The 20,341-nt window shown below is 50.3% G+C and carries 20 protein-coding genes, 1 tRNA gene and 1 other RNA gene; 10 read left to right on the forward strand and 12 right to left on the reverse strand.

The features are described 5' to 3' along the window. Positions 1-35: 35 nt before the first annotated feature. Both AACT35_RS15355 and AACT35_RS15360 read left to right on the forward strand, forming a co-directional pair. Positions 36-248, forward strand: a complete 213-nt coding sequence (locus tag AACT35_RS15355) for a DUF2839 domain-containing protein (protein ID WP_012306112.1) — start codon at positions 36-38, stop codon at positions 246-248. A gap of 376 nt (positions 249-624) precedes the next feature. After that, the gene (locus tag AACT35_RS15360; RefSeq protein WP_228657509.1) at positions 625-3,072 is read left to right on the forward strand and encodes a glycogen/starch/alpha-glucan phosphorylase; all 2,448 of its coding nucleotides are present in this window, start codon (positions 625-627) and stop codon (positions 3,070-3,072) included. Between the two features lie 95 nt (positions 3,073-3,167). On the opposite strand, the gene AACT35_RS15365 is transcribed toward AACT35_RS15360, so the two are convergent. Next, on the reverse strand, positions 3,168-3,656 hold the full coding sequence (locus tag AACT35_RS15365; RefSeq protein WP_099237711.1) for a DUF1499 domain-containing protein: 489 nt from the start codon (positions 3,654-3,656) through the stop codon (positions 3,168-3,170). 84 nt (positions 3,657-3,740) lie between these two features. Continuing rightward, positions 3,741-4,964, reverse strand: coding sequence for a site-2 protease family protein (locus AACT35_RS15370; RefSeq protein WP_099237713.1), 1,224 nt, complete (start codon positions 4,962-4,964; stop codon positions 3,741-3,743). A 135-nt stretch (positions 4,965-5,099) separates the two neighbouring features. Between AACT35_RS15370 and AACT35_RS15375 the strand changes: the two genes are divergently transcribed. Next, positions 5,100-5,173: transfer RNA gene (locus AACT35_RS15375), tRNA-Pro, on the forward strand. A gap of 95 nt (positions 5,174-5,268) precedes the next feature. On the opposite strand, the gene truB is transcribed toward AACT35_RS15375, so the two are convergent. Next, positions 5,269-6,183, reverse strand: a complete 915-nt coding sequence (gene truB / locus AACT35_RS15380) for a tRNA pseudouridine(55) synthase TruB (protein ID WP_371410748.1) — start codon at positions 6,181-6,183, stop codon at positions 5,269-5,271. Positions 6,184-6,368: 185 nt separating this feature from the next. On the opposite strand from truB, the gene rpaB reads away from it, so the two are divergent. Next, positions 6,369-7,121, forward strand: a complete 753-nt coding sequence (gene rpaB / locus AACT35_RS15385) for a response regulator transcription factor RpaB (protein WP_030007099.1) — start codon at positions 6,369-6,371, stop codon at positions 7,119-7,121. A gap of 23 nt (positions 7,122-7,144) precedes the next feature. On the opposite strand, the gene rnpB is transcribed toward rpaB, so the two are convergent. The 4 genes from rnpB to rplU form a co-directional block, all read right to left on the reverse strand. Then, an RNA gene (gene rnpB / locus AACT35_RS15390) (RNase P RNA component class A) lies at positions 7,145-7,530 on the reverse strand. 24 nt (positions 7,531-7,554) lie between these two features. Continuing rightward, positions 7,555-8,190 carry a bifunctional phosphoribosyl-AMP cyclohydrolase/phosphoribosyl-ATP diphosphatase HisIE gene (gene hisIE / locus AACT35_RS15395; protein ID WP_012306119.1) on the reverse strand — a complete coding sequence of 212 codons (636 nt, stop codon included), beginning with the start codon at positions 8,188-8,190 and terminating at the stop codon, positions 7,555-7,557. A 144-nt stretch (positions 8,191-8,334) separates the two neighbouring features. Beyond that, entirely contained in the window at positions 8,335-8,601 is a 267-nt protein-coding gene (gene rpmA, locus AACT35_RS15400; RefSeq protein ID WP_012306120.1) for a 50S ribosomal protein L27, read from the reverse strand. 70 nt (positions 8,602-8,671) lie between these two features. Continuing rightward, positions 8,672-9,019: a 50S ribosomal protein L21 gene (gene rplU, locus AACT35_RS15405; protein WP_030007101.1), complete on the reverse strand. Its 348-nt coding sequence runs from the start codon at positions 9,017-9,019 to the stop codon at positions 8,672-8,674. 277 nt (positions 9,020-9,296) lie between these two features. Between rplU and AACT35_RS15410 the strand changes: the two genes are divergently transcribed. Further along, complete coding sequence (locus AACT35_RS15410; protein ID WP_254047939.1) at positions 9,297-11,435, forward strand: DUF3769 domain-containing protein; 2,139 nt, start codon at positions 9,297-9,299, stop codon at positions 11,433-11,435. Positions 11,436-11,450: 15 nt separating this feature from the next. Here the strand turns inward: AACT35_RS15410 and surE are convergent, their stop codons facing one another. Next, positions 11,451-12,284 carry a 5'/3'-nucleotidase SurE gene (gene surE / locus AACT35_RS15415; RefSeq protein ID WP_012306123.1) on the reverse strand — a complete coding sequence of 278 codons (834 nt, stop codon included), beginning with the start codon at positions 12,282-12,284 and terminating at the stop codon, positions 11,451-11,453. Positions 12,285-12,621: 337 nt separating this feature from the next. Between surE and pheS the strand changes: the two genes are divergently transcribed. The 4 genes from pheS (at position 12,622) to AACT35_RS15435 (ending at position 15,741) form a co-directional block, all read left to right on the forward strand. Next, complete coding sequence (gene pheS, locus AACT35_RS15420) at positions 12,622-13,629, forward strand: phenylalanine--tRNA ligase subunit alpha (RefSeq protein WP_065710083.1); 1,008 nt, start codon at positions 12,622-12,624, stop codon at positions 13,627-13,629. A 90-nt stretch (positions 13,630-13,719) separates the two neighbouring features. Continuing rightward, positions 13,720-14,271, forward strand: coding sequence for a TM2 domain-containing protein (locus AACT35_RS15425; protein ID WP_012306125.1), 552 nt, complete (start codon positions 13,720-13,722; stop codon positions 14,269-14,271). Between the two features lie 96 nt (positions 14,272-14,367). Next, positions 14,368-14,718 carry a DUF4870 domain-containing protein gene (locus AACT35_RS15430; protein ID WP_065710084.1) on the forward strand — a complete coding sequence of 117 codons (351 nt, stop codon included), beginning with the start codon at positions 14,368-14,370 and terminating at the stop codon, positions 14,716-14,718. Positions 14,719-14,937: 219 nt separating this feature from the next. Beyond that, the gene (locus AACT35_RS15435) at positions 14,938-15,741 is read left to right on the forward strand and encodes a response regulator transcription factor (protein WP_099237717.1); all 804 of its coding nucleotides are present in this window, start codon (positions 14,938-14,940) and stop codon (positions 15,739-15,741) included. Between the two features lie 7 nt (positions 15,742-15,748). On the opposite strand, the gene AACT35_RS15440 is transcribed toward AACT35_RS15435, so the two are convergent. The 4 genes from AACT35_RS15440 to AACT35_RS15455 form a co-directional block, all read right to left on the reverse strand. Continuing rightward, positions 15,749-16,480 (reverse strand): ABC transporter ATP-binding protein, encoded by a 732-nt coding sequence (locus tag AACT35_RS15440; RefSeq protein WP_099237719.1) that lies wholly within the window; start codon positions 16,478-16,480, stop codon positions 15,749-15,751. Positions 16,481-16,509: 29 nt separating this feature from the next. Next, a complete protein-coding gene (locus tag AACT35_RS15445; protein WP_099237721.1) occupies positions 16,510-17,184 on the reverse strand; it encodes a RibD family protein in 675 nt (224 codons plus the stop codon). After that, the gene (locus tag AACT35_RS15450; RefSeq protein ID WP_030007109.1) at positions 17,177-17,620 is read right to left on the reverse strand and encodes a DUF3531 family protein; all 444 of its coding nucleotides are present in this window, start codon (positions 17,618-17,620) and stop codon (positions 17,177-17,179) included. Before AACT35_RS15450 ends, AACT35_RS15445 begins: the two co-directional genes overlap by 8 nt. 120 nt (positions 17,621-17,740) lie before the next feature. Continuing rightward, positions 17,741-19,021 (reverse strand): ABC transporter substrate-binding protein, encoded by a 1,281-nt coding sequence (locus tag AACT35_RS15455; protein WP_099237723.1) that lies wholly within the window; start codon positions 19,019-19,021, stop codon positions 17,741-17,743. A 212-nt stretch (positions 19,022-19,233) separates the two neighbouring features. On the opposite strand from AACT35_RS15455, the gene pilM reads away from it, so the two are divergent. After that, positions 19,234-20,337 (forward strand): type IV pilus assembly protein PilM, encoded by a 1,104-nt coding sequence (gene pilM / locus AACT35_RS15460; RefSeq protein WP_062432248.1) that lies wholly within the window; start codon positions 19,234-19,236, stop codon positions 20,335-20,337. The last annotated feature ends 4 nt before the right edge of the window (positions 20,338-20,341 follow it).

Genomic DNA, 20,341 nt, shown 5'->3' on the forward strand with positions numbered 1-20,341 from the left:
ATGCAAGCCATTCAAACAGTTAGGACAAAAAAACAATGGGAGAAGCAAAGCGCCGCAAGAAATCCATGGGGGAAAACTATGGTAAAGAACAGCGCATTTACCCCTGGTTACCCCTCACCAAAACCCAAGCAGAACAAGCTTATAATCTGACCACCAAAGGTGCCTGGATTGGCATTGGTCTCATGGTTGTACTGTGGCTTACCGTGCGAATTATTGGCCCTGGCTTCGGTTGGTGGGCCGTTGACTAAAAGCAAAGGACGCTTTACAACATCCGTTCTCCAGAACATTTCGACATCTTTCGCTAAAGAAATTCATAAGTCCTGATAATGTCATGTTCTATTAACGATTCTTTTGCATGATTATGAGGACAGACTGCAAAATAGCAGTACAACGGTGGGCCGTAGCAGTACAGAAATTTTCACCATTGACCATTAATTAAAATCATTGACTGAATCATGCGCGTTGTCAGACTACGGGAACGTCCCTACCACTGCAATGCTACAAACCCGCGACCCTCGTTTATTTTGTTAGGAGTGATAACTTACTGTGCAAACACAACCTTCTACCTCTGCGACTAATTCCCATGGCCTCCCTTCCCTTGGGGGGAGTGGCGATCGCACGGGGATGGACAAAGAAAGTCTCCGCCGTGCGTTTTTCGATCACCTTTTCTATTCCGCCGGAAGTGATAAAGATGCGGCCCAACAACGCGATTATTACGTTGCGCTCGCAAATGTTGTCCGCGATCGCCTTTTAGAACGGTGGAAACAAACCGAGCAAACTTACCTCAACACGGGTGCAAAAACGGTTTGCTACCTTTCCGCAGAATTTTTGATGGGACGGTACCTGGGCAACAACCTCATCAGCCTCGGAATCTACGAAACCGTCGCCGAAATGCTTGCCGAAAGCAATATTAAACTCGAAGATATTCTCGAAGAAGAAGTTGATCCTGGTTTAGGGAATGGCGGCCTGGGTCGTCTCGCCGCTTGCTTTTTAGATTCCCTGGCCTGTCTCGAAATTCCAGCCATTGGTTACGGGATTCGCTACGAATTTGGCATTTTCCACCAATACATCCGCAACGGTTGGCAAGTGGAAGTGCCCGATAAATGGCTCCGTAACGGTAATCCTTGGGAAATTTGTCGCCAAGCTGAGGCCCTGGAAATTCCCTTTGGGGGCCACACTGAGATTTACCACTGCGATAAGGGCTACCCCTGTGCTGTCTGGGTACCAGCCCGCCGCGTTAAAGCAGTGCCCTACGATACCCCAGTTCCGGGCTATAGCAATAACACCGTTAATGTTCTCCGTCTTTGGAGTGCGATGGCAGCAGAAGATGAAGGCTTTAACTTTGAAGCCTTTAATGCCGGGGATTATGACGGAGCGGTCGCCAACCAGATTTCTTCGGAAAATATTTCTAAGGTGCTCTATCCCAACGACAACACCCCCCAGGGACGTCAACTGCGCCTAGAACAGCAATTTTTCTTTGTGTCCGCTTCCTTGCAGGATATGATCCGGGCGCACCTGAAGAAACAGCCCAATCTGGATAATTTCTTCGATTTCTACACCGTTCAACTCAACGATACCCACCCGGCGATCGCCGTTGCCGAGTTGATGCGTCTCTTCATTGATGAACATAGTCTCCCCTGGGATCGGGCTTGGTACATCACCCAAAAAACCCTTGCCTACACCAACCACACCCTAATGCCCGAAGCCCTTGAGCGTTGGCCCGTGGAGATGTTCGAGCAGCTACTACCCCGTCACCTAGAGATCATTTACGAAATTAACTTCCGGTTTATTGAAAATCTCAAAACCTGGTACGCCGACCACGATGATCTCGATGCTCTCATTCAAGAGCTGTCCATCATCGAGGAATATCCCCAAAAATCGATCCGGATGGCGAACTTGGCCTGCGTCGGTAGCCATGCGATTAACGGGGTCGCCGCCCTCCATACGGAATTATTGAAATCCGATACCCTGAAGGGATTTGCCCGCATCTGGCCGGAGAAATTCTACAACAAGACCAATGGCGTCACCCCCCGGCGTTGGATTCGCCAGTGCAATCCCAAACTTGCAAATCTGATTTCTAGCAAAATTGGCACCGGCTGGATCAAAAACCTAGAACAGGTGCAACGCATCGAAGAATTTGTAGATGATCCAGAGTTCCGTCGTCAGTGGCGCGAAATCAAGCATCAAAATAAAGTCAAGCTGGCCAGCTACATTGAGCATCACAACGGTATCGAAATTAATCCGGATTCGATTTTCGATATCCAAGTGAAGCGCATCCACGAATACAAACGCCAATTGCTGGATGTGTTGTTTATCATCACCCTCTACAATCGCATTAAGCATAATCCGGCGATCAATATGGTGCCCCGGACGATGATCTTTGGTGGTAAGGCCGCACCGGGCTATTTCATGGCGAAATTGATCATTAAATTGGTGAATGCTGTGGCAGAGGTGGTCAATAATGACCCCGATACCCACAATCGCCTCAAGGTGGTCTTTATGGAGAACTTTAACGTTTCCCTCGGCCAGAAAATCTATCCAGCAGCAGACCTCTCGGAACAAATTTCTACCGCTGGAAAAGAAGCCTCTGGAACCGGCAACATGAAGTTTGCGATGAATGGCGCTCTGACCATTGGGACGTTGGACGGAGCAAATATCGAAATTCGTGAGGAAGTGGGAGCCGATAATTTCTTCCTCTTTGGTCTCACGGCGGAAGAAGTCTCCCATCTCAAGGCCAGTGGCTATGACCCGCTGCATTATTACAACAATAATGCGGAACTCAAAGGCGTCATTGACCGGATTGCCCGTGGTGATTTCTCCCATGGGGACACGGAGATGTTTAAACCGATTGTGGATTCTCTGTTGTACAACGATCAATATGTGTTGTTGGCGGATTATGAATCCTACGTTGAACGTCAACAGGATGTGGCTAATGCCTATACAGAGACGGAACGGTGGACACGGATGTCGATCTTAAATGCGGCGCGGGTGGGCAGATTCTCTTCTGACCGCACCATCGATGAATATGTCAAAGAAATCTGGTGTGCTAAACCTGTTTCAGTCAAGCTGTAGATTTTTAACGGCGATCGCCTGTTCGATGGCAACTGAAAAAATCGTCTAAGCAAGCAAGTGGGTCACGATGGCGGCCCACTTTTTTCGTGCTCACATTAAGAATTTTGGGCAATGCCTAAATCCTGGAGGGCAAGGCGAATTTGTTCGAGGCGGCGACGGTTAACGCCCAGGTCTGATTCCCCAAGGCGTGAGGCTGAGCGCATTTGAATCACTGGTTCTGTTTCGGGGAAGTAAAATTCCACATCATCCACAAAGCCGAATAAACGACTGCGAGATTCGGCCCGGAGATAGTTTTCTGTTTGGGTGATGATTTCTGTGCGGGGGACAACTCCGAGAACCTGAACAACGGCTTGGTAGGCTTGTTGGCGATCGCCGGCGTAGGTAATCGGCGCAATTTGATGTTCCCCGTCACCGCCCTGGCTCACCACACAATTAGGCGTACTAGGACAGGGCGCGAGGTGTCCGGCTTCGACGCCTAAATCCGTTGGTCGTTCGCCGGCAAAGGGGGAAGCGGCAAAACTCGGCAGTGGCGATACAGCCCAGAGGCAGAGAGCAAGGCAAAGGATCAAAAAACGGCTCAGCATCTTAGAAGAATTTTTAAAACAACATCCTCTATGCTAGACAAAATCCGTGCATACCGTTGGGTTCATGGTCATTGCGTTGATCTTTCAACTTTCAGAGGGTTGCGGTTGCAGTTGTTGGGCGATTTCCACTAGGGGAAAACCATTGGGATAGACCCGCTCACTGCGAATCCGTTGGAGTTCCTGGGCAGGCAGGTTGATGTTGTATTCCTTGGCGATCGCCTGGACGATTTGCGCGCGGTCGATGATCCCCGCCACAGCCCCCGCCGGAGAGAGGACGGTGATAAAGGGTTCTTCGAGGGTTTCGAGGGCACAGATCACCGTGGCGAGGTTGTCCTGTTCAGTGACGGAAGGAATTTTGTCTAGGGAGATGGCGATCGCCATGAGTTCCAACTGATCCCACTGGCTACGCTCAAGGCGGTGGAGGCTTTTGGGTCGAATTAGGCCCCGGTAGCGACCTTCGGAACTAGCATAGGTGGGGCGAGTGGGATGGGGCGACAGCACAAGGTACTGTTCAGCAAACTCCCGTAGAGACAAATGGGCATTAACTACCCGAAATTCGCGGCCCATGGTTGTTTCGGCGGTCAGGGTCAAAAGAAGATTTTGGAGATCGCTCAAGCGTTCGTAGGCATCGGCATTGCGCAATACAAACCAGCCAATCAGCGCCAACCATAATCCCCCCAATTCACCAACCAACAACACCGCCAACAGCCCAAAGGCGATCGCCACTGTGCCTAATAATTTTCCACTGGCAGCGGCATAACGAATTCCCTTGAGGCGATCGCCCGTCCATTGCCAAACGATGGCCTTAAACATTTGCCCTCCATCCAAAGGCAGCCCCGGAATTAGGTTAAACAACGCCAAGACCAAATTTAACCGAGCCAGATCCCGCACCAAAAAAGTACCCGCGCCGCCGAGGGGCGCATATTGCCACAGTACCCAAAACAAACCAAATAACGTAAAACTCACCAATGGCCCGGCGATCGCCACCGCAAAGGCCGCCAAGGGGGTTTGGGACTCGCGGTCGATGGAAGCCACCCCCCCAAAGAGAAAGAGGGTGATTGATTTGACGCTGATTCCCTGGGATTTAGCCACGAGGCTATGGCCCAATTCGTGGAGTAATACGGAGCCAAACAACAATAATGCCATGGCAAAACCCAGCCCCACAGCCACGAGGGGAGATTGCACAAACCCCTGTCCGAGGACGTCATTGGCATCCACCGCCGTGATGAGAACTAAAATTACAAACCAAGAGCGATCTAGATATAACGGAATCCCAAACAGCGATCCCACTTGCCAGTTTTTTTGCATAGCACGCACAAGACCAATTGGCGACGATGGTGAGGGTCACTGTGATCATAGCAACTTTAGGCGATCGCCTTTTTTCGGGACAAAAGTCTTGTCATTTCCCAAAACATCCCCTAGAATGTAATACTGTTGACAAAACGGGACGTAGCGCAGCTTGGTAGCGCACCACTTTGGGGTAGTGGGGGTCGTGGGTTCAAATCCCGCCGTTCCGATACTAAAAAAATCAATCTAATCATCACCCTCGAAAGACCTCTGGATAATCCGGAGGTTTTTTTCGTTTCTGGAAGAAGAAATCACAGGCGATCGCCTAGCGACCGATTAAGACCACTCGCCCCGCCAAAACCCGTTCATGCGGATTATCTTTACTGGGACGAAACTCACCCACACCGAGACAGTTATGGGCCTGGTCATAGACAGCCAGAGGTTCCCCCAGGGGATCAGCCAAGGCCACATCCCAACTAATTTTTTGCCCATAACTCCACTGGGTTACTTGGGCTTCATTCAGAACGACAGCTGGCAAATGGGCCAAAGCTTGATCCGGCTCGAGGCAAGCAAATACTCCCGTTTCCCGCTGGGCGGCAATGTCTTCTAGGCGAATACTCTCCTCTAGGTCAAAACCGCCACTGCGAGTCCGCGTTAAACCCGCTAAGGTGGCCCCGACCCCCAACCGTTCACCGAGATCCCTGGCGATCGCCCGGATATAAGTCCCTTCTCCACAGCAAATTTCCAGGGTCAGTTCTGGAAAATCCCCCGGCTGCCACGCCTTAATTTGCAAGTCGTAAATTTCCACCTGACGACTAGGTACATCTACGGCGATCCCTTGGCGAGCCAACTCATATAAGCGTTTACCATCCCGCTGGATCGCGCTAAAGGCTGGGGGAATTTGGGTGATAGTACCGAAAAAGTCTGGTAAAATCCGTTGAATCTCCGCCAAAGTTAGGGCGTTACAGGCTTTTTGGGTAATTACTTCCCCTTCTAGGTCATCCGTGGTTGTCTTGACCCCAAAGCGGACAATCCCTTGATAACTTTTTTGTTTCGGCAAATATTGCAAAAGACGCGTTGCCTTACCCACCGCAACAGGCAAAACCCCCGTGGCCATTGGATCAAGGGTGCCACCATGGCCAATTTTTTTGAGGCCCAGGAGCCGCCGCAGTTTCCCGACACAATCATGGGAAGTCCAGCCAGCCGGTTTTTGCAAGTTAATAAAGCCCCACCCACTCAATGCAGATCCTGTCCGTTGCTGATTCAAATGGCCCCCTTTTTTCCGTCACCAATGACAATGAGCCTTTGTATTTTGCCCTATCTTGGCTTGGCACGACAAAAAGGATCTTGCTATACTTCTTGTAACGAAATGTAAAGAATCATTTCTAAGAAATCCCACCGTTGCAACAAGGAGTCCCGTCCATCGTGGTAGACAACAAGGCAACCATCCTCGTAGTCGATGACGAAATCGCCGTACGTCGTATCTTACAAACTCGTTTATCCATGATTGGCTACGACATTATCACTGCTGCCGATGGTGATGAAGCCCTCGACATTTTTTGGCGTGAAGATCCCGATTTAGTCATTTTGGATGTGATGATGCCCAAGCGCGATGGGTATTACGTCTGCCAAGAAATTCGCCGCGAATCTAGTACACCGATCATCATGTTGACGGCCCTTGGGGATGTGGCCGACCGGATTACGGGATTGCGCTTTGGGGCCGATGATTATTTGATCAAACCATTTTCGCCCAAGGAATTGGAGGTGCGGATCCAGTGTATTTTGCGGCGCACCCAAAAAACGCTGCCCCCCACGGAAGAAGCGGGAATTTTACGGACGGCTAATTTGGTGATTGATACGAATCGCCGCAAGGTGACCCAAAATAATAAGCCCCTGCGGTTAACCCACATTGAATTTAATTTGCTGGAATTGCTCGTGAATCAAGCGGGACAACCCCTAAGCCGCACGGATATTTTGACGGCGATCTGGGGTTATGTGCCCCGCCGCCACAGTGATTTGCGGGTGGTGGATGTCCATGTATCACGCCTGCGCTCGAAGATTGAGCAGGATCCACGCCAGCCAGAATTTATCATTACAGAACGGGGCACAGGCTATCTGTTTCGGAAACTGCCAGTGGCGATCGCCGCGAATGTATCTTCTTCTATGGCGGCATCGTAGTGGAGTTAATTTTTAAAAAAGTCTAGGAGAGTTAGACATAAGCCGGGTTCTGTTCTCTTGCAGCGCAAAAGGGCAGTTATCTATCTAGGATGACTGTTACCAGCCACCTCCAGCGGCACTCCAAATTGTGGGATCGGAAAAAGACCAACCATCATCCCGCCGTCCTTGCTCCCAACCGGGGTTTACCGAGCCAGCACCTCACGATACTGCTGGTGCGCTCTTACCGCACCTTTGCACCCTTACCAGATAGCTTAGGCGAGCCTAATGCTAACTTCGGCGGTATGTTTCTGTGGCACTATCCTCACGCTCACGCGCACTGGGCGTTACCCAGCAAGTTTGGTCTTTGGGGAGCCCGGACTTTCCTCAGAGCTGATCTCAATGTCAACCCTGCAACTGCCGCGCTAACTCTCCTAATAGTTAGTGTAGCGGTATTTTATTTCCGGCGTCTATCTTGGAGCTTTTTATAAACATCCCGCAGTTCTACGCCATGGTGGGCGATCGCCACGAGGGAGTGATAAAACAGATCGGCCACTTCCCCGGCGATGTCGTCTTTGTCATCGTCTTTGCAGGCCATCACCACTTCGGCGGCTTCTTCACCAATTTTTTTGAGGATTTTATTATCCCCTGCTTCAAAGAGGCTATTAGTATAGGAACCCACTTGGGGATTGTCCCGGCGATCGCGGATAACGTTAAAAACTTCTGAGAGGGTATCCGCTGGGGGTGCAGATTTACTGTGATCCAGTTGGTGAAAACAGCTCCGTTCCCCCGTGTGGCAAGCAATATCACCAATCTGCTCAATGGACATTAAAATCGCATCACTATCGCAATCGTAGCGGAGGGATTGTACCTTTTGAATGTGTCCGGAGGTGGCCCCTTTGTGCCATAGCTCTTGGCGGGAACGACTCCAATACCAAGCTTCTCCCGTGTCCATGGTTTTTTCTAGGGATGCTTGGTTCATCCAGGCCAACATCAGCACGGTGCCATCAAGATAATCTTGGGCGATCGCCGGCACCAATCCCTGCTCATTGAAACGCACCTGATCCAGTGGGATAGCACCACGTAAACTCATTTTGACGATCTCCAATCTCTAAAAAAATAACGACTAATTGGGGCAATGAATGCCAATAAAAAAGAAAGCCCAATTATTGAGCTTTCCTAGTATAAACGGTGGGGTTTTGTTCCCCAATTCCTCAGAAACCTTTGCTAAAAAAACTTAGGCAGAAGCATCTGCGGGGTAAACACTGACCTTACGGCGGCCACGCTTGTAGTGTTCGAACTTAACGATGCCATCGACAAGGGCAAACAAGGTGTCATCGCCACCACGACCAACATTATTACCGGGGTGAACTTTGGTGCCCCGTTGACGGACGAGGATGCTGCCAGTGGTCACGGTTTGGCCACCATAGCGTTTTACACCGAGTCTTTGGGCGCGGGAGTCGCGGCCGTTTCTCGTACTACCAGTACCTTTCTTATGTGCCATTGGGATTCTCCAGTTGCTAGAAATCTAGGGATTTATTGTAACAGTGAACTATTGCCGACTGTTGAGGGGTTTAGGCGTCTGCTTTGGCCGCAACAACATTGCCACCAACTTTGATGCTATCGATCATGAAGCGGGTGAAATATTGACGGTGACCGCGCTTTTTACGAGTTTTCTTTTTGGGCAGCATTTTGTAAACCAGCACTTTCTTAGCCCGGCGCTGATCAACAACAGTCCCTTCAACGGTTGCGCCGTCGATGTAGGGTTGACCGACGGTGACGCCATTGTCATCGCTGATCAAAAGCACTTTATCAATGGTGTGGTTGCCATCGATGTCCACATCGAGTCTTTCGATATCGTAGAAACGACCGGGCTCAACACGAACCTGCTTACCGCCGGTTTCAATAATTGCGTAGCTCATAAAAATAGTAATTTTTCTATAGGGTTGCCGTACAGGTAGCAATCGCGCTTAAGTCTGTTTGCTTCACAAAGTTAAAGCTGGCGATCGCATTTTCACTGTGTCACCTGATCCGAGCAGGATATAAAGACACAATTATCTAATATAGATTTAATTTGTGGGTTTCGTCAAATCCTGGCACATTACAAAATAACTTCCCAAAAAAATAAAATTACGTGTGGTGCGGAATTTAGGGATTAGGATAGATTTTGTGTAATTTCCTTTGCAGGTGAGTACTGTTATGTCTGCGATCGCCGTCCTTTGTACATTGAATTGTGCTGTGATGCCTGTGGTGGCAGAGCCGTTGATGCAGACGGGCCAAGGCTCACCGGTGGCGCAATTACCGGGGGGAGTAGCGGCCCAGGAAATTGAGCTAGAAGGGGAAATGAACTATGGCGAAATTCAAATTCAAGACCGTACTGGCCAGCAGCAGCAATTTTCCTTAGAAGCAAATCCAACCGAGGAGGCGATAGATCCCGAAGCAATCCCGACTCCGCCAGCGGTGCTCGAAGTAATCAGCGATCGCCAGGAATATAACGAGCAAACCCAGGTGGTGACAGCCATGGGAAATGTGGTCGTCCGCTTTCAAGAGGCCGTTCTCAGCGCCGACCAACTCCAGATCAATCTCAACAGCAAATTGGCGATCGCCAGGGGAGATGTCGCCCTACGTCGGGGGCAACAGATTTTACGGGGTGAACAATTTACCTATTTCTTTGTACAAAATCGCGGCCAGATCCAACAGGCAGAAGGGGAAATTTCCCAAACGACCTTAAACCAAGACTTGGGAGTGCGACCCACGCGTTTTGGGGTCAGTAGCAATCCAGCCGTGCTTTTAAACGAACGGCTTTTGCTCAATCAACCAGCCACAGAGGTCGTGGGCGAAGAAGGGATTAGTTTTGTCCTGGGCAGTGGGCGCGATATTGGCACCCGTGACATTGATACCCAAACGAACGTCATTAATCGGGTGCGTTTCCAAGCTGAATCGGTGGAATTTGTCGGCGATCGCTGGGAAGCTAAAAATATCAGCATCACCAATGATCCCTTTTCGCCACCGGAATTGCAGTTGGTGGCAGACACGGCCACTTACCAAAAAGTAGACGAATTTAACGACGAGCTCGTTACCACCAAGACCCGCCTCGTCATTGACAACAACGTTTCTTTACCTGTATTTCCGCGGACCTTTCGCTTTGGCGAATCCGAGGGGATTTTTAGCCAGGTATCCTTTGGATTTGATGATGAGGAAAAAGGCGGGTTATTTCTGCAGCGGCGATTTTCCCTTTATCGCAGTGCCCAGGGTCGCTGGACAGTGACCCCCCAATACCTCCTCCAGAAGGCTTGGTTCCCGGATACGATCCTCGCAGAAACCAACGATGATGATGCAGGGGAAATCTTGGCCCCTGGGGTGTTTGCGGTGACCAGTGAGTTTGACTATCGGTTTAATCCACGGGTGTCATTTGCGGCACGGGGTTCCTTAGAGAATCTCAAGCTGGATAATTTTGAAGATAAACTCGAGTTGAATTTTCGCCTAGAACAACAGCTTGGTAATTTAGATAATCCCTTTCGCCTTAGTCAGGAATTTAACTACCGCGATCGCCTTTTTAATGGTTCCCTTGGCTTCCAGCGGGTGCAACGGAGCTTTGGCATTGTGCTGCGATCGCCGCGCTATATTTTGGGAAATTCCGGCTTTGAGGTGGATTTTCAGGCCAGCGTGCAGAATATCGAAGCCGATACCGACCGCCCAGACTTATTGGAACCTGGGGTCAGCGAAGACCAAGTGAACCTCACCCGTTACCAAGGCTCCTTTAACCTCGACCATCGTTTCCCTCTCTGGAGCGGTGAACCCTTGCCGCCGACTCGCTTTGAAGGCTTACGCTACAGTCCGAGGCCCATTGTTCCCTATGTTTCTCTGGTGACGGGGCTGCAGGGAGTGGCCGGGGTTTATAGCAATGGCGATCGCCAAAATTCCCTCCGGGGAAAAATCGGCATCGAAGGACAATTTGGCCGCTTTGCCGGGAACAGTTTCGACTATACGGGTTTTAATCTGAGCTACACCAATAGCGTCCTCAGTGATGAATTATCGCCGTTTCTCTTTGACCGGGCCGTTGACCAACGTACCCTCGAATTCGGCCTGACCCAACAACTCTATGGCCCCTTCCGGGTGGGTTTCCAGACGGCGATCAACCTCGACAGCGAAGAAGCGATTAGCACCGATTATTTCCTTGAATATAGTCGGCGAACCCACGGCGTGCTGTTGCGCTATAATCCCGTCCTTGAAATTGGTTCGGTGAATATTACGATCAATAGTTTTAATTGGAACGGCTCCACAGATCCGTTTACCAACGAAGAAATTCGGCCCGTCAGCGATGGGGTCACACCTTAACGAAATTCACAGAGCTTAGATCTGCCAATCCTCCTGGGCGAGGGTCTGGATGCGGTGCAGGTCATTCATGATGTACTGCAAAGGCGTGATGGTGATATAGCCAGCGGCGATCGCCTGGACATCGGTCGGAAAATCTAGGGGAATATTCGGCTCATCCGGTTGGGGTAATTCTTCGATCACTTCCCCAGAAAGCCAGTAATAGGTTTTGCCGCGCGGATCTTGACGCTTCTGAAATTGCTCAATGTAACGGCGCAACCCCTGACGTGTAATTTTTACCCCCGCAAGCTTTTCTTTTTCTAGGTTGGGCACATTAATATTCAACAAAACGGGCGCATCCTGGTTGGCGATCGCCCAGTGGGGACGTTTTTCCATCAGTTGACAGAGGAGCTTGACTGCGAAATCAGCGGCAGGTTGAAAATTGTGGCTGGTATAGTCCGCCAGGCTTAGGGCAATGCTGTGAATACCTTCTAATAACCCTTCCATCGCCGCCGAAACCGTCCCGGAATACAGGACATCAGTCCCCAGATTAGAGCCGTGGTTAATGCCAGAGAGGACAAAATCAGGGCGTTCCTTGAGGACAGCACTGAGGGCAAATTTGACACAGTCCGATGGTGTACCAGAGCAGCTCCAGGCGGTGACACGGGGATCAAAAATCCCTTCGACAATTTCCGTGCGGATCGGGCGGTGGAGCGTTAAACCGTGCCCCGTGGCAGAACGTTCCCGGTCAGGACAAACGACGGTGACCTGGTGACCTGCTTCGGCGAGGGTATTGGCGAGGGTACGGATCCCCAGGGCGGAGATGCCATCATCATTACTGATTAATAAATTCAGCGGCGTAGCAGGTGTCATGGGTTCCTGGTGAAAAATTGACGTTTTTTTATGATCAAGGATGGTTTAACGGCAAAGGGTTGAAATCCCCGCCCCTTGGGGCGTAATGTTCTATAATCATATCGTTGACACGGCAACGGATAGCGAAAACCAAGCTAGACACATACAAAGTATTTTTTGTAACCGTGATTTTTGTCCTCGGGAACCGGGGAGTCCGCCTATCGCCAGAATATAAGACTCGCTATTCCTCGGAATAAAAAGCTATTCTTTGGGTAGGAAGCCCCGCTGCTTGCGGCGGGATAGTTCACACTGTTAGGGTCTTCACCATCGAAACAAGTTTAGTCGCACTCTTTTTGGCATGACCACTTCTACTTTGACCCAAATCGAATCTGATTTGCAAACGCTCCAACAGGAAGCCACCGACGCGATCGCCACGGCGACAGATCTCGACACCCTCGAAAAATTGCGGGTCAACTACCTCGGCAAGAAGGGTCAACTGTCCCAAATCCTCCGGGGCATGGGCAAACTCTCCGCTGAAGAACGGCCAAAAATTGGGGCGATCGCCAACCAAGTTAAAGAAGCCCTCCAGGAGACTCTTGATACCAAGCTTGAAACTCTCCAGAAAGCGAAGATCGAAGCCCAACTCAAGGCCGAAACCCTTGATGTCACCATGCCCGGTGTGGGGCGTCCCCTGGGGAAAATGCACCCGCTCCAGAGCACCATTGATCGGGTTTTAGATATTTTTGTGGGCCTGGGCTACACCGTCGCTGAAGGCCCCCAAATTGAGACAGACTATTACAACTTTGAGGCACTCAATACCCCTGCTGACCACCCAGCCCGGGATATGCAGGATACATTTTATCTGCCGGGCGATCGCCTATTGCGCACCCATACTTCCTCGGTGCAGATTCGCCACATGGAGCAAAACGAACCCCCTTTAAGGATTGTTGCCCCGGGCCGGGTTTACCGTCGCGATACCGTCGATGCGACCCACTCCGCCGTGTTCCATCAGATTGAACTCCTGGCAATTGATAAAAATTTGAAATTCACCGACCTAAAAGGCACCCTCAAGGAATTTTTGCGGCAGATGTTCGGCGAAGATCTAGAGGTGACCTTCCGGGCCAGCTACTTCCCCTTCACTGAACCTTCCGCCGAAGTAGATGTGAAATGGCAGGGTAAATGGCTGGAGGTGATGGGCTGTGGCATGGTGGACCCCAATGTCCTCAAAGCTGTCGGCTACGACCCAGAAGTTTATACGGGCTTCGCCGCTGGGCTAGGGGTAGAGCGCTTTGCGATGGTTCTGCACAAGCTGGACGATATTCGCCGTTTGTATAACAGTGATCTGCGCTTTTTGCGTCAGTTCTAGGCCGTTTTCGACTAGGGTTTCTACAATAGTGGGGAAAGGCGATCGCCTGGTTGATTGCCAATGTCCGCTTAGTATGACCAAGAACCCTGCATGAGACAGAAAAGTACAGCCGCAGTGTTAGCCTTTTTCCTCGGTGGTGTGGGGGGGCATAAATTCTATCTGGGGGAAATCGGCTGGGGGATTATTTACGCTATTTTTTTCTGGACTTACATTCCCACCATTGTCGGCTTTGTCGAAGCAATCGTGTTGGTTAGTATGTCCCAGGATGATTTTGACAAAAAGTACAACACCAAAGCCCTCATGGGATACGAGTCTAAACGCTTAACCCGTGACGCGATCCCCCCCCAGGTGATTGTGAATATTGGGGATCAGGCGATCGCCGCCAATCAGCAAAATGTGACTCCCAGTTTGGCCCCAGACACACCTGTCGATCAAAACATTGCCAAAGAAGCCCTCGATCGTCGCATCCTTAAATTTTGTCAGACCAAAGGCGAAGTTACCCTTCTAGACTGCTTCCTTGAAATTGAAGAAGTTCCAAGAAATATCCTCGAATCCCACCTAGAAAATTTAGTGCGGGCAGAATTTTTGCAAGTGACGAATCGCGCCACCGATGGCAAAATTGTTTATCGTTTAGACAACTAATGGATGTCTTCGTGCTCGCAAAACGTAACATTCATAACAACCATTTAACCTTTATTTAAAAAATACAACTTTACTAAAGTTAGGAGAATTTAAGCGATGACCTTTGATCCCGATAAAAGAAAACTGCTTTCGAGTCTTTGCCACGGAGCCATTTTTATTAACTATACATTTGTCTCCATTGGAATTCCGGTGGCCCTGTTACTTGTGAGTGAAGATCCTGTCGTTAAAGCCAACGCACGGGAATCTCTCAATCTCCACCTAAACCTCTGGGTGGGTTGGATAATCTTTGGCATCCTCTGGTTTACAGTGATCGGCATTCCCATTGCAATCATCCTAGCCATTCCCCTACTGCTCCTGAGCTTTGTAATGCCAATTCTGGCGATTTTAAAAATCTTGGGCAGTCCAGCAACAGAATATCGCTACCCTTTTATCATCCATATTCTGTAACTAAAATGACGATGGTTGACTTCGTTCTTTTGCCTTTTGTTATCAAGTTCAGCTTAAATAATCATTAAGATACATGATCCATTTAGGTGAACTTTTAAGATTGTGATTTGCGGTAATTAATCGAGTCCAAAGAAACAGTTAAGACGTAACCATGGTTACAATCTGTTGACATTAACTTTGTTAACGTAGGAGCAACAATCGCAAGGAAGTCAAACCATCGTGACTTTAATCTCTGTTGCCATCATCGAAGGAAATCCCCACTTGAGATCATTGCTTGGGTGGCATCTTCAACAAGCCAACTATGCCATTTACCAAGCAGCAAATCTCAACCAGTCGCGGCGTGTCTTTGAACAGCATATGCCTGCCTTGGTGCTACTAGACTCGGAATTACCGGACGGTGATGGCCTCGAACTCTGCCGTTGGCTACGCCAAAATACCCAGGCCATCATTCTCATCCTGTCGGCAAAAAATACAGAAAAAGATGTTGTGGCAGGGTTAAAGGCCGGGGCTGATGATTATTTAACGAAGCCCTTCGGGATGCAAGAACTTTTAGCGCGGGTAGAAGCCTTAACGCGGCGGATTCGGGCAGTGAGTGTTCCCCTCCAACTTGATTATGGTGAATTGCGCATTGATCTCGTGCAGCGGCGGGTACAATTCCGGGGTTTGTATATTGATTTAACGCCCCAAGAATTTAGTTTGTTGTATGTGCTCGCCCAGGCCAACGGAGAACCCCTCAGTCGCTCAGAATTATTGCGGCGGGCATGGCCAGATGCCATTGATAATCCCCGTACCATCGACACCCATGTGTTATCCCTGCGGAAAAAAATTGAACAGGACCCCCGTCAGCCCAATTTGATTCAAACGGTACGCAATGTGGGTTATCGTTTCAATCTCGATGGGATTGGGTCTGGTCTCGGCAATGGCAATAATGCAACCTTAGAACCTTCACCGACGCCAACTCGCCCAAGCCACCCAAAACTCAAAACCCGGACCTCCATTCGTGAGCTGGTTAATCAAGGTTAGAGGGTCGTCACCAAGGTTCGCTATTGGTAGATTGACGACTTTGGAGGGTTTGCTGGATGACTGACCAAGGAATAGAGTGATTGTAGTGGTGGTGCTGGATTTGGCCTTGGTCGAGGTAAATCAATTTTGTTGCGAGTTGCTGGGCAAAGTCGAGGTTATGGGTAGAAATAACCAAAGGGATATTGGATTGAGCCTGATATTTCAACAACAGCGCAACTAAGGTTTGAATGCGACCTAAATCGAGGGCGGCGGTGGGTTCGTCTAGGAGGAGAACTTGGGGTTTGCAGAGGAGTGCCCTGACGATCGCCACCCATTGTTTTTGGCCGCCGGACAGGAGTGCTTCGGGGCGATCAAGCCATTCTGGGGGAATATCCAGTTGATCTTGCCACTGTTGCCAATGGTTGCGGAGGGTTGGGGCAGATTGTTTCCGTAACTGGAGTGGATACCATAGGGCATCCTTGACGGTCATGGCCAAAAGGCGGGCCTCCTGGGGCACGAGGGCAATGTGTTGCCGCAGGACAACGGGATTATAGGCACTGTAGGGCTGACCTTGGAAGGTGAGGCGGCCTGCGGTGGGACTCTGAAGTTGATTGAGACAGTGGAGGAGGGTTGTTTTTCCGGAGCCCGATGGCCCCACCAGCACTAGGCGATCGCCAGGCTCTAGGGCAAAGGAAATATCCCGGAGAATATCCCTCGGCCCAAGGGTAAGGGTGAGTTGTTCAACCGTTAAAATCGCCATGGATGGTGCCAGAGTACAGGATGCTGCTGTTATTGTTTTACGCGGTAATGGAGAAATAATTCCGAGGCGATCGCCTCATATTCCAGAAGTTCGAGGGTCAAGCCCGCCGTCTGTAAAAAACCATTGCCTGCCATGGGGGTGGGGGCCGCTGTTCCGCCGAGTAAAACAGGACAAACCGTTAGCCACAGTTCATCCAAGCAGCCTTGCTCCGCGAAGCTGGCGATGAGGTTTCCCCCTCCCAACAGGCCCAACTTTTCAATCCCCCGTTGCCTCAGTTCCGTGAGAGTTGGTTGCCATGTTCCGGCTGAATCTAAAGCAATAATTTGCTCAAAACCTGGAAATTTGGCCCACCGGGGGAGTTGTTCGGGAGCGGTTAAAAGACCCCGGCGGAAGGGCTGCCGAAAAAAAGGTAAATCCTGGGAAAGATTGCCGGAGCCAGAACAAACAAAGTGGATCGGTTGGGGCGGTTGGTGGCGCGCTTGGCGTTGCTGCAATAGGTGGCGATCGCCAATCGGAAGACTTGTGCCATAGGCGCGGAGGGTATTGGCCCCAAACATCACCGCATCCATCTGAGCAATTAACCGTTCCAAGTGGGCTTTATCCTGGGCCGAAGGAAACCGCGCTGGAGCGCCGCTGTAATCGGCAATTTTACCGTCGGCACTCATGGCGGCGATCGCCATTACCAGGGGTCGCTGCCTATGCATACCAACTGTCAGCTTCATCCCGTTCGATGGGCCAATCTTCATTTTCGCCCCCCACCACAATCCGGCGCAGATCCACAAAATCCTTGCTTAACTGCTTCAGGGCATTAACCAAAACATCTAAAGCAATGAGATCACTCGTCCCCAAATCAAACCAGCAACGCCCCCAAATGCCCTCATATTCAAAGTCCCCTTTATTGTGCATTGGGGCCATCAGCGCATTATCCGCTTGGTCTTCGTCGTAGGTGAGGTAGCTAATATCTACCCCAGTTTCTTGAATCTGGAGATTCTCCGCATTAAAGCCCCCTAATTTCCCGATGTAAAACCAAGAGTCAAATAGCTCTTCAACATATTGTTTTTCCGTCTCCGAAGGCACATGGTCAAACTCCAACCAAATCCAGAGGTCGAAGGGGGAAAATTCGCGAAATTGGACTTCCATATTGTTTGTGGATAATAGGGCTTGAGAAATGTCAGTATAAACGTTTTGCAAAAAACCAAGAAACATCCTCCCTGGAGGGAGGTGCCCGACGGGCGGAGGGTGAATTTCCTGGAGGGAGAGTTAAAGGGCATTCCAGGCTGCTGCCGCATCAGCCACCGCCTGGGGGACTGTCTTCTGGCCGAGCATCGCTGCTTGGAGATTCTCGTAGATAAGCTTTTGCAGTTCCGTGAGATTCTCCTGGGCAGGGATCAAAATTTCGGCATCAGCCAGTTGTTCGGCACTAATTTTCCGGGCCAAACTGAGGCTATCAGTGGTGGCGCTGGTGGCGAGTTTCGCAATGTATTGTTCCACTGCGGCCTGGGTAGAGGGCAAAACATTGGCGGCTTCAGCAAAGGCAAGTTGATTTTCAGTATTGGTGACAAAGAGGGCAAAATCGAGGGCAGCCTCTGGATCGTCGCTATCTTTGGGGATCACAAGGTTCATTACGGCGACGTTCTTCTTACCTGTTTCCCCGGTGATTTGGGGGGCCGGGACAGATACCACCGCAATTTGGGGGGCGTTCTGCTGGATGGTATTGATAAATTCGGGGGAAGTGTTGGCGATCGCCGTTTCCCCGGCTTGGTAGAGTTCAATGCCGTGGCTATGGCCTTGGGTCAGCACTTCCGGGGGTAATAATTCCGCCTGGTAAAGATCGACCCAGTATTGAAAAGCCGCAATGCCTTCGGGGGTATTAAAGCCCGCAGAACCATCGGCATTGACTAGGGTGACTCCCATTTGTACCAAGGACTCCAGGACTTCATTGGAGTCACCGGGGACGAAAGTAACGAAAAAGGCATATTTCCCGGTTGTTTCTTTGATCGTTTGGGCGGCGATCGCCAACTCAGTGTAGGTACTGGGAGGAGCGTCAATGCCCGCCTCGGCAAAGAGATCTTCGTTATAGAAACTAATCCGGGTTGTGAGATACCAGGGAATCCCAAAGGTTTGGCCGTTGATTTGATTCGCCTGCCAAATTTTCGGCAAATAGCGATCGCGCAATTCTGGCGTCAGACGATCATCCAGCACCAACCAAGCATCACGACTGGCCAACTGGGAAGCAAAATTAGGATTGAGGTTCACCACATCCGGAGCCGTGCGCGCCGAGACCGCCGTCAGGATTTTACTTTCCATCGCTGACCAAGGAACATCTACCCAGCGCACCGTTTCTGCCGCATTTTCGGTTTCAAAGGCCGTAATTAATTCATTGAAATAATCTGTAAACTTTGGTTGCAATTGCATTGTCCAAAATTCGACCGTTTCTGGGGTGTTGCCATTGCCCCCAGGTACCTGCTGACAGGCGGCGATCGCCACCAAACTCACCCCCACAAACAGTCCACGCCGTAGCCCTTTGAGACCATTAAACATAAAAACTTTCCTCCCAATTTCAGCCGCAGTGATCACTCACATTGAATTGACCTTCAGATCATGCCATTATCCAGACAGCTTCAGGGGCAAAATTGCTCCCTTTTTTGCGATTGTTATTTACTTTCGGCAAACTGAGCTAAATTTAATAGCAACCGGGGTATGGGTGGTTAGCACCGATGGCTCCATAGGTCATCCTTTCGGAACATTTTCCTATGCTAGATTTCTTCAAAAATATCTTCAAACCAAAGCGTAAAGGGATTGGCATCGAGATCTCAACGGAACGCTTAAACATTGTCCAACTCAAAAAACAGGGACAGGTCTATAAGCTGGCGACCTACATTACCGAACCCGTACCCGAAGGCATTTTTGAAGAAGGAAAAATTGTTGATGTTCCCGCCCTCGCCGAGCTGATCCAAAATACCCTCAGCGCCAACAACATCAGCGCCAAACAGGTTACGGCCGCCGTGCCCATGCGGGAGGCAATTATCCGCTTGATCCCGATCCCCGCAGAACTCGATGATGCCGAACTGCGGGATATGGTCCTCAACCACGAAGCAAGCCTTTACCTGCCCTACCCCCGCGAAGAAGTGGATCTCGATTACCAAAAACTTGGGTTTTTCCAGGATGAAGATGGCATTGAGAAGGTGCAAGTTCTTTTGGTGGCCACCCGGCGGGAAGTGACCGACGCCTATGTGGAGACCATTGTCCAGGCGGGGCTAGAGATAAATATCCTTGAAATCAATAGTTTTGCCCTCCTCCGGACGATTCGTGAGCAACTACGGCAGTTTAGTTCCCAGGAAGCGGTGGTCTTGGTTGATATTGAATTTGACTGTACTGAAATTGCCATTGTGGTCGATGGGGTACCACAGTTTTCCCGGACGGTGCCTATTGGTGCTTCGCAACTGCAAAACGCCCTATCCCGCGCCATGAATTTACCTGCCCCCCGCGATATTGAACTTCTCCAGGGGATGACCATTCCCAACACACCGATGGAAGGATCACGCACTGGCGCAACGGGCATTAACCCTGGGATGGCGGCCCTCCTGCGCGTTCTGGGGGAACTGACAGACGAATTGCGCCGTTCCATTGATTTTTATCTCAACCAGAGTGGTGAGCTGGAAGTGGCCCAATTAATGTTGGCTGGCCCTGGTGGTGGGATTAGTCAACTGGATGAATTTTTTACGCAGCGTCTCAGCATTCCGACGATTCAAATTGATCCGTTTGAGGCGCTGTCTATTGACGTTGATGAAGAAATTTCCAAGGTGCAACGACCGTCCTTGGGCACTGCACTGGGTTTAGGACTCCGGGAGGTATAGGGCT

Origin of the sequence: Synechococcus sp. BDU 130192 (genome assembly GCF_963876085.1) — a bacterium.
Lineage (GTDB): Bacteria > Cyanobacteriota > Cyanobacteriia > Cyanobacteriales > MRBY01 > MRBY01.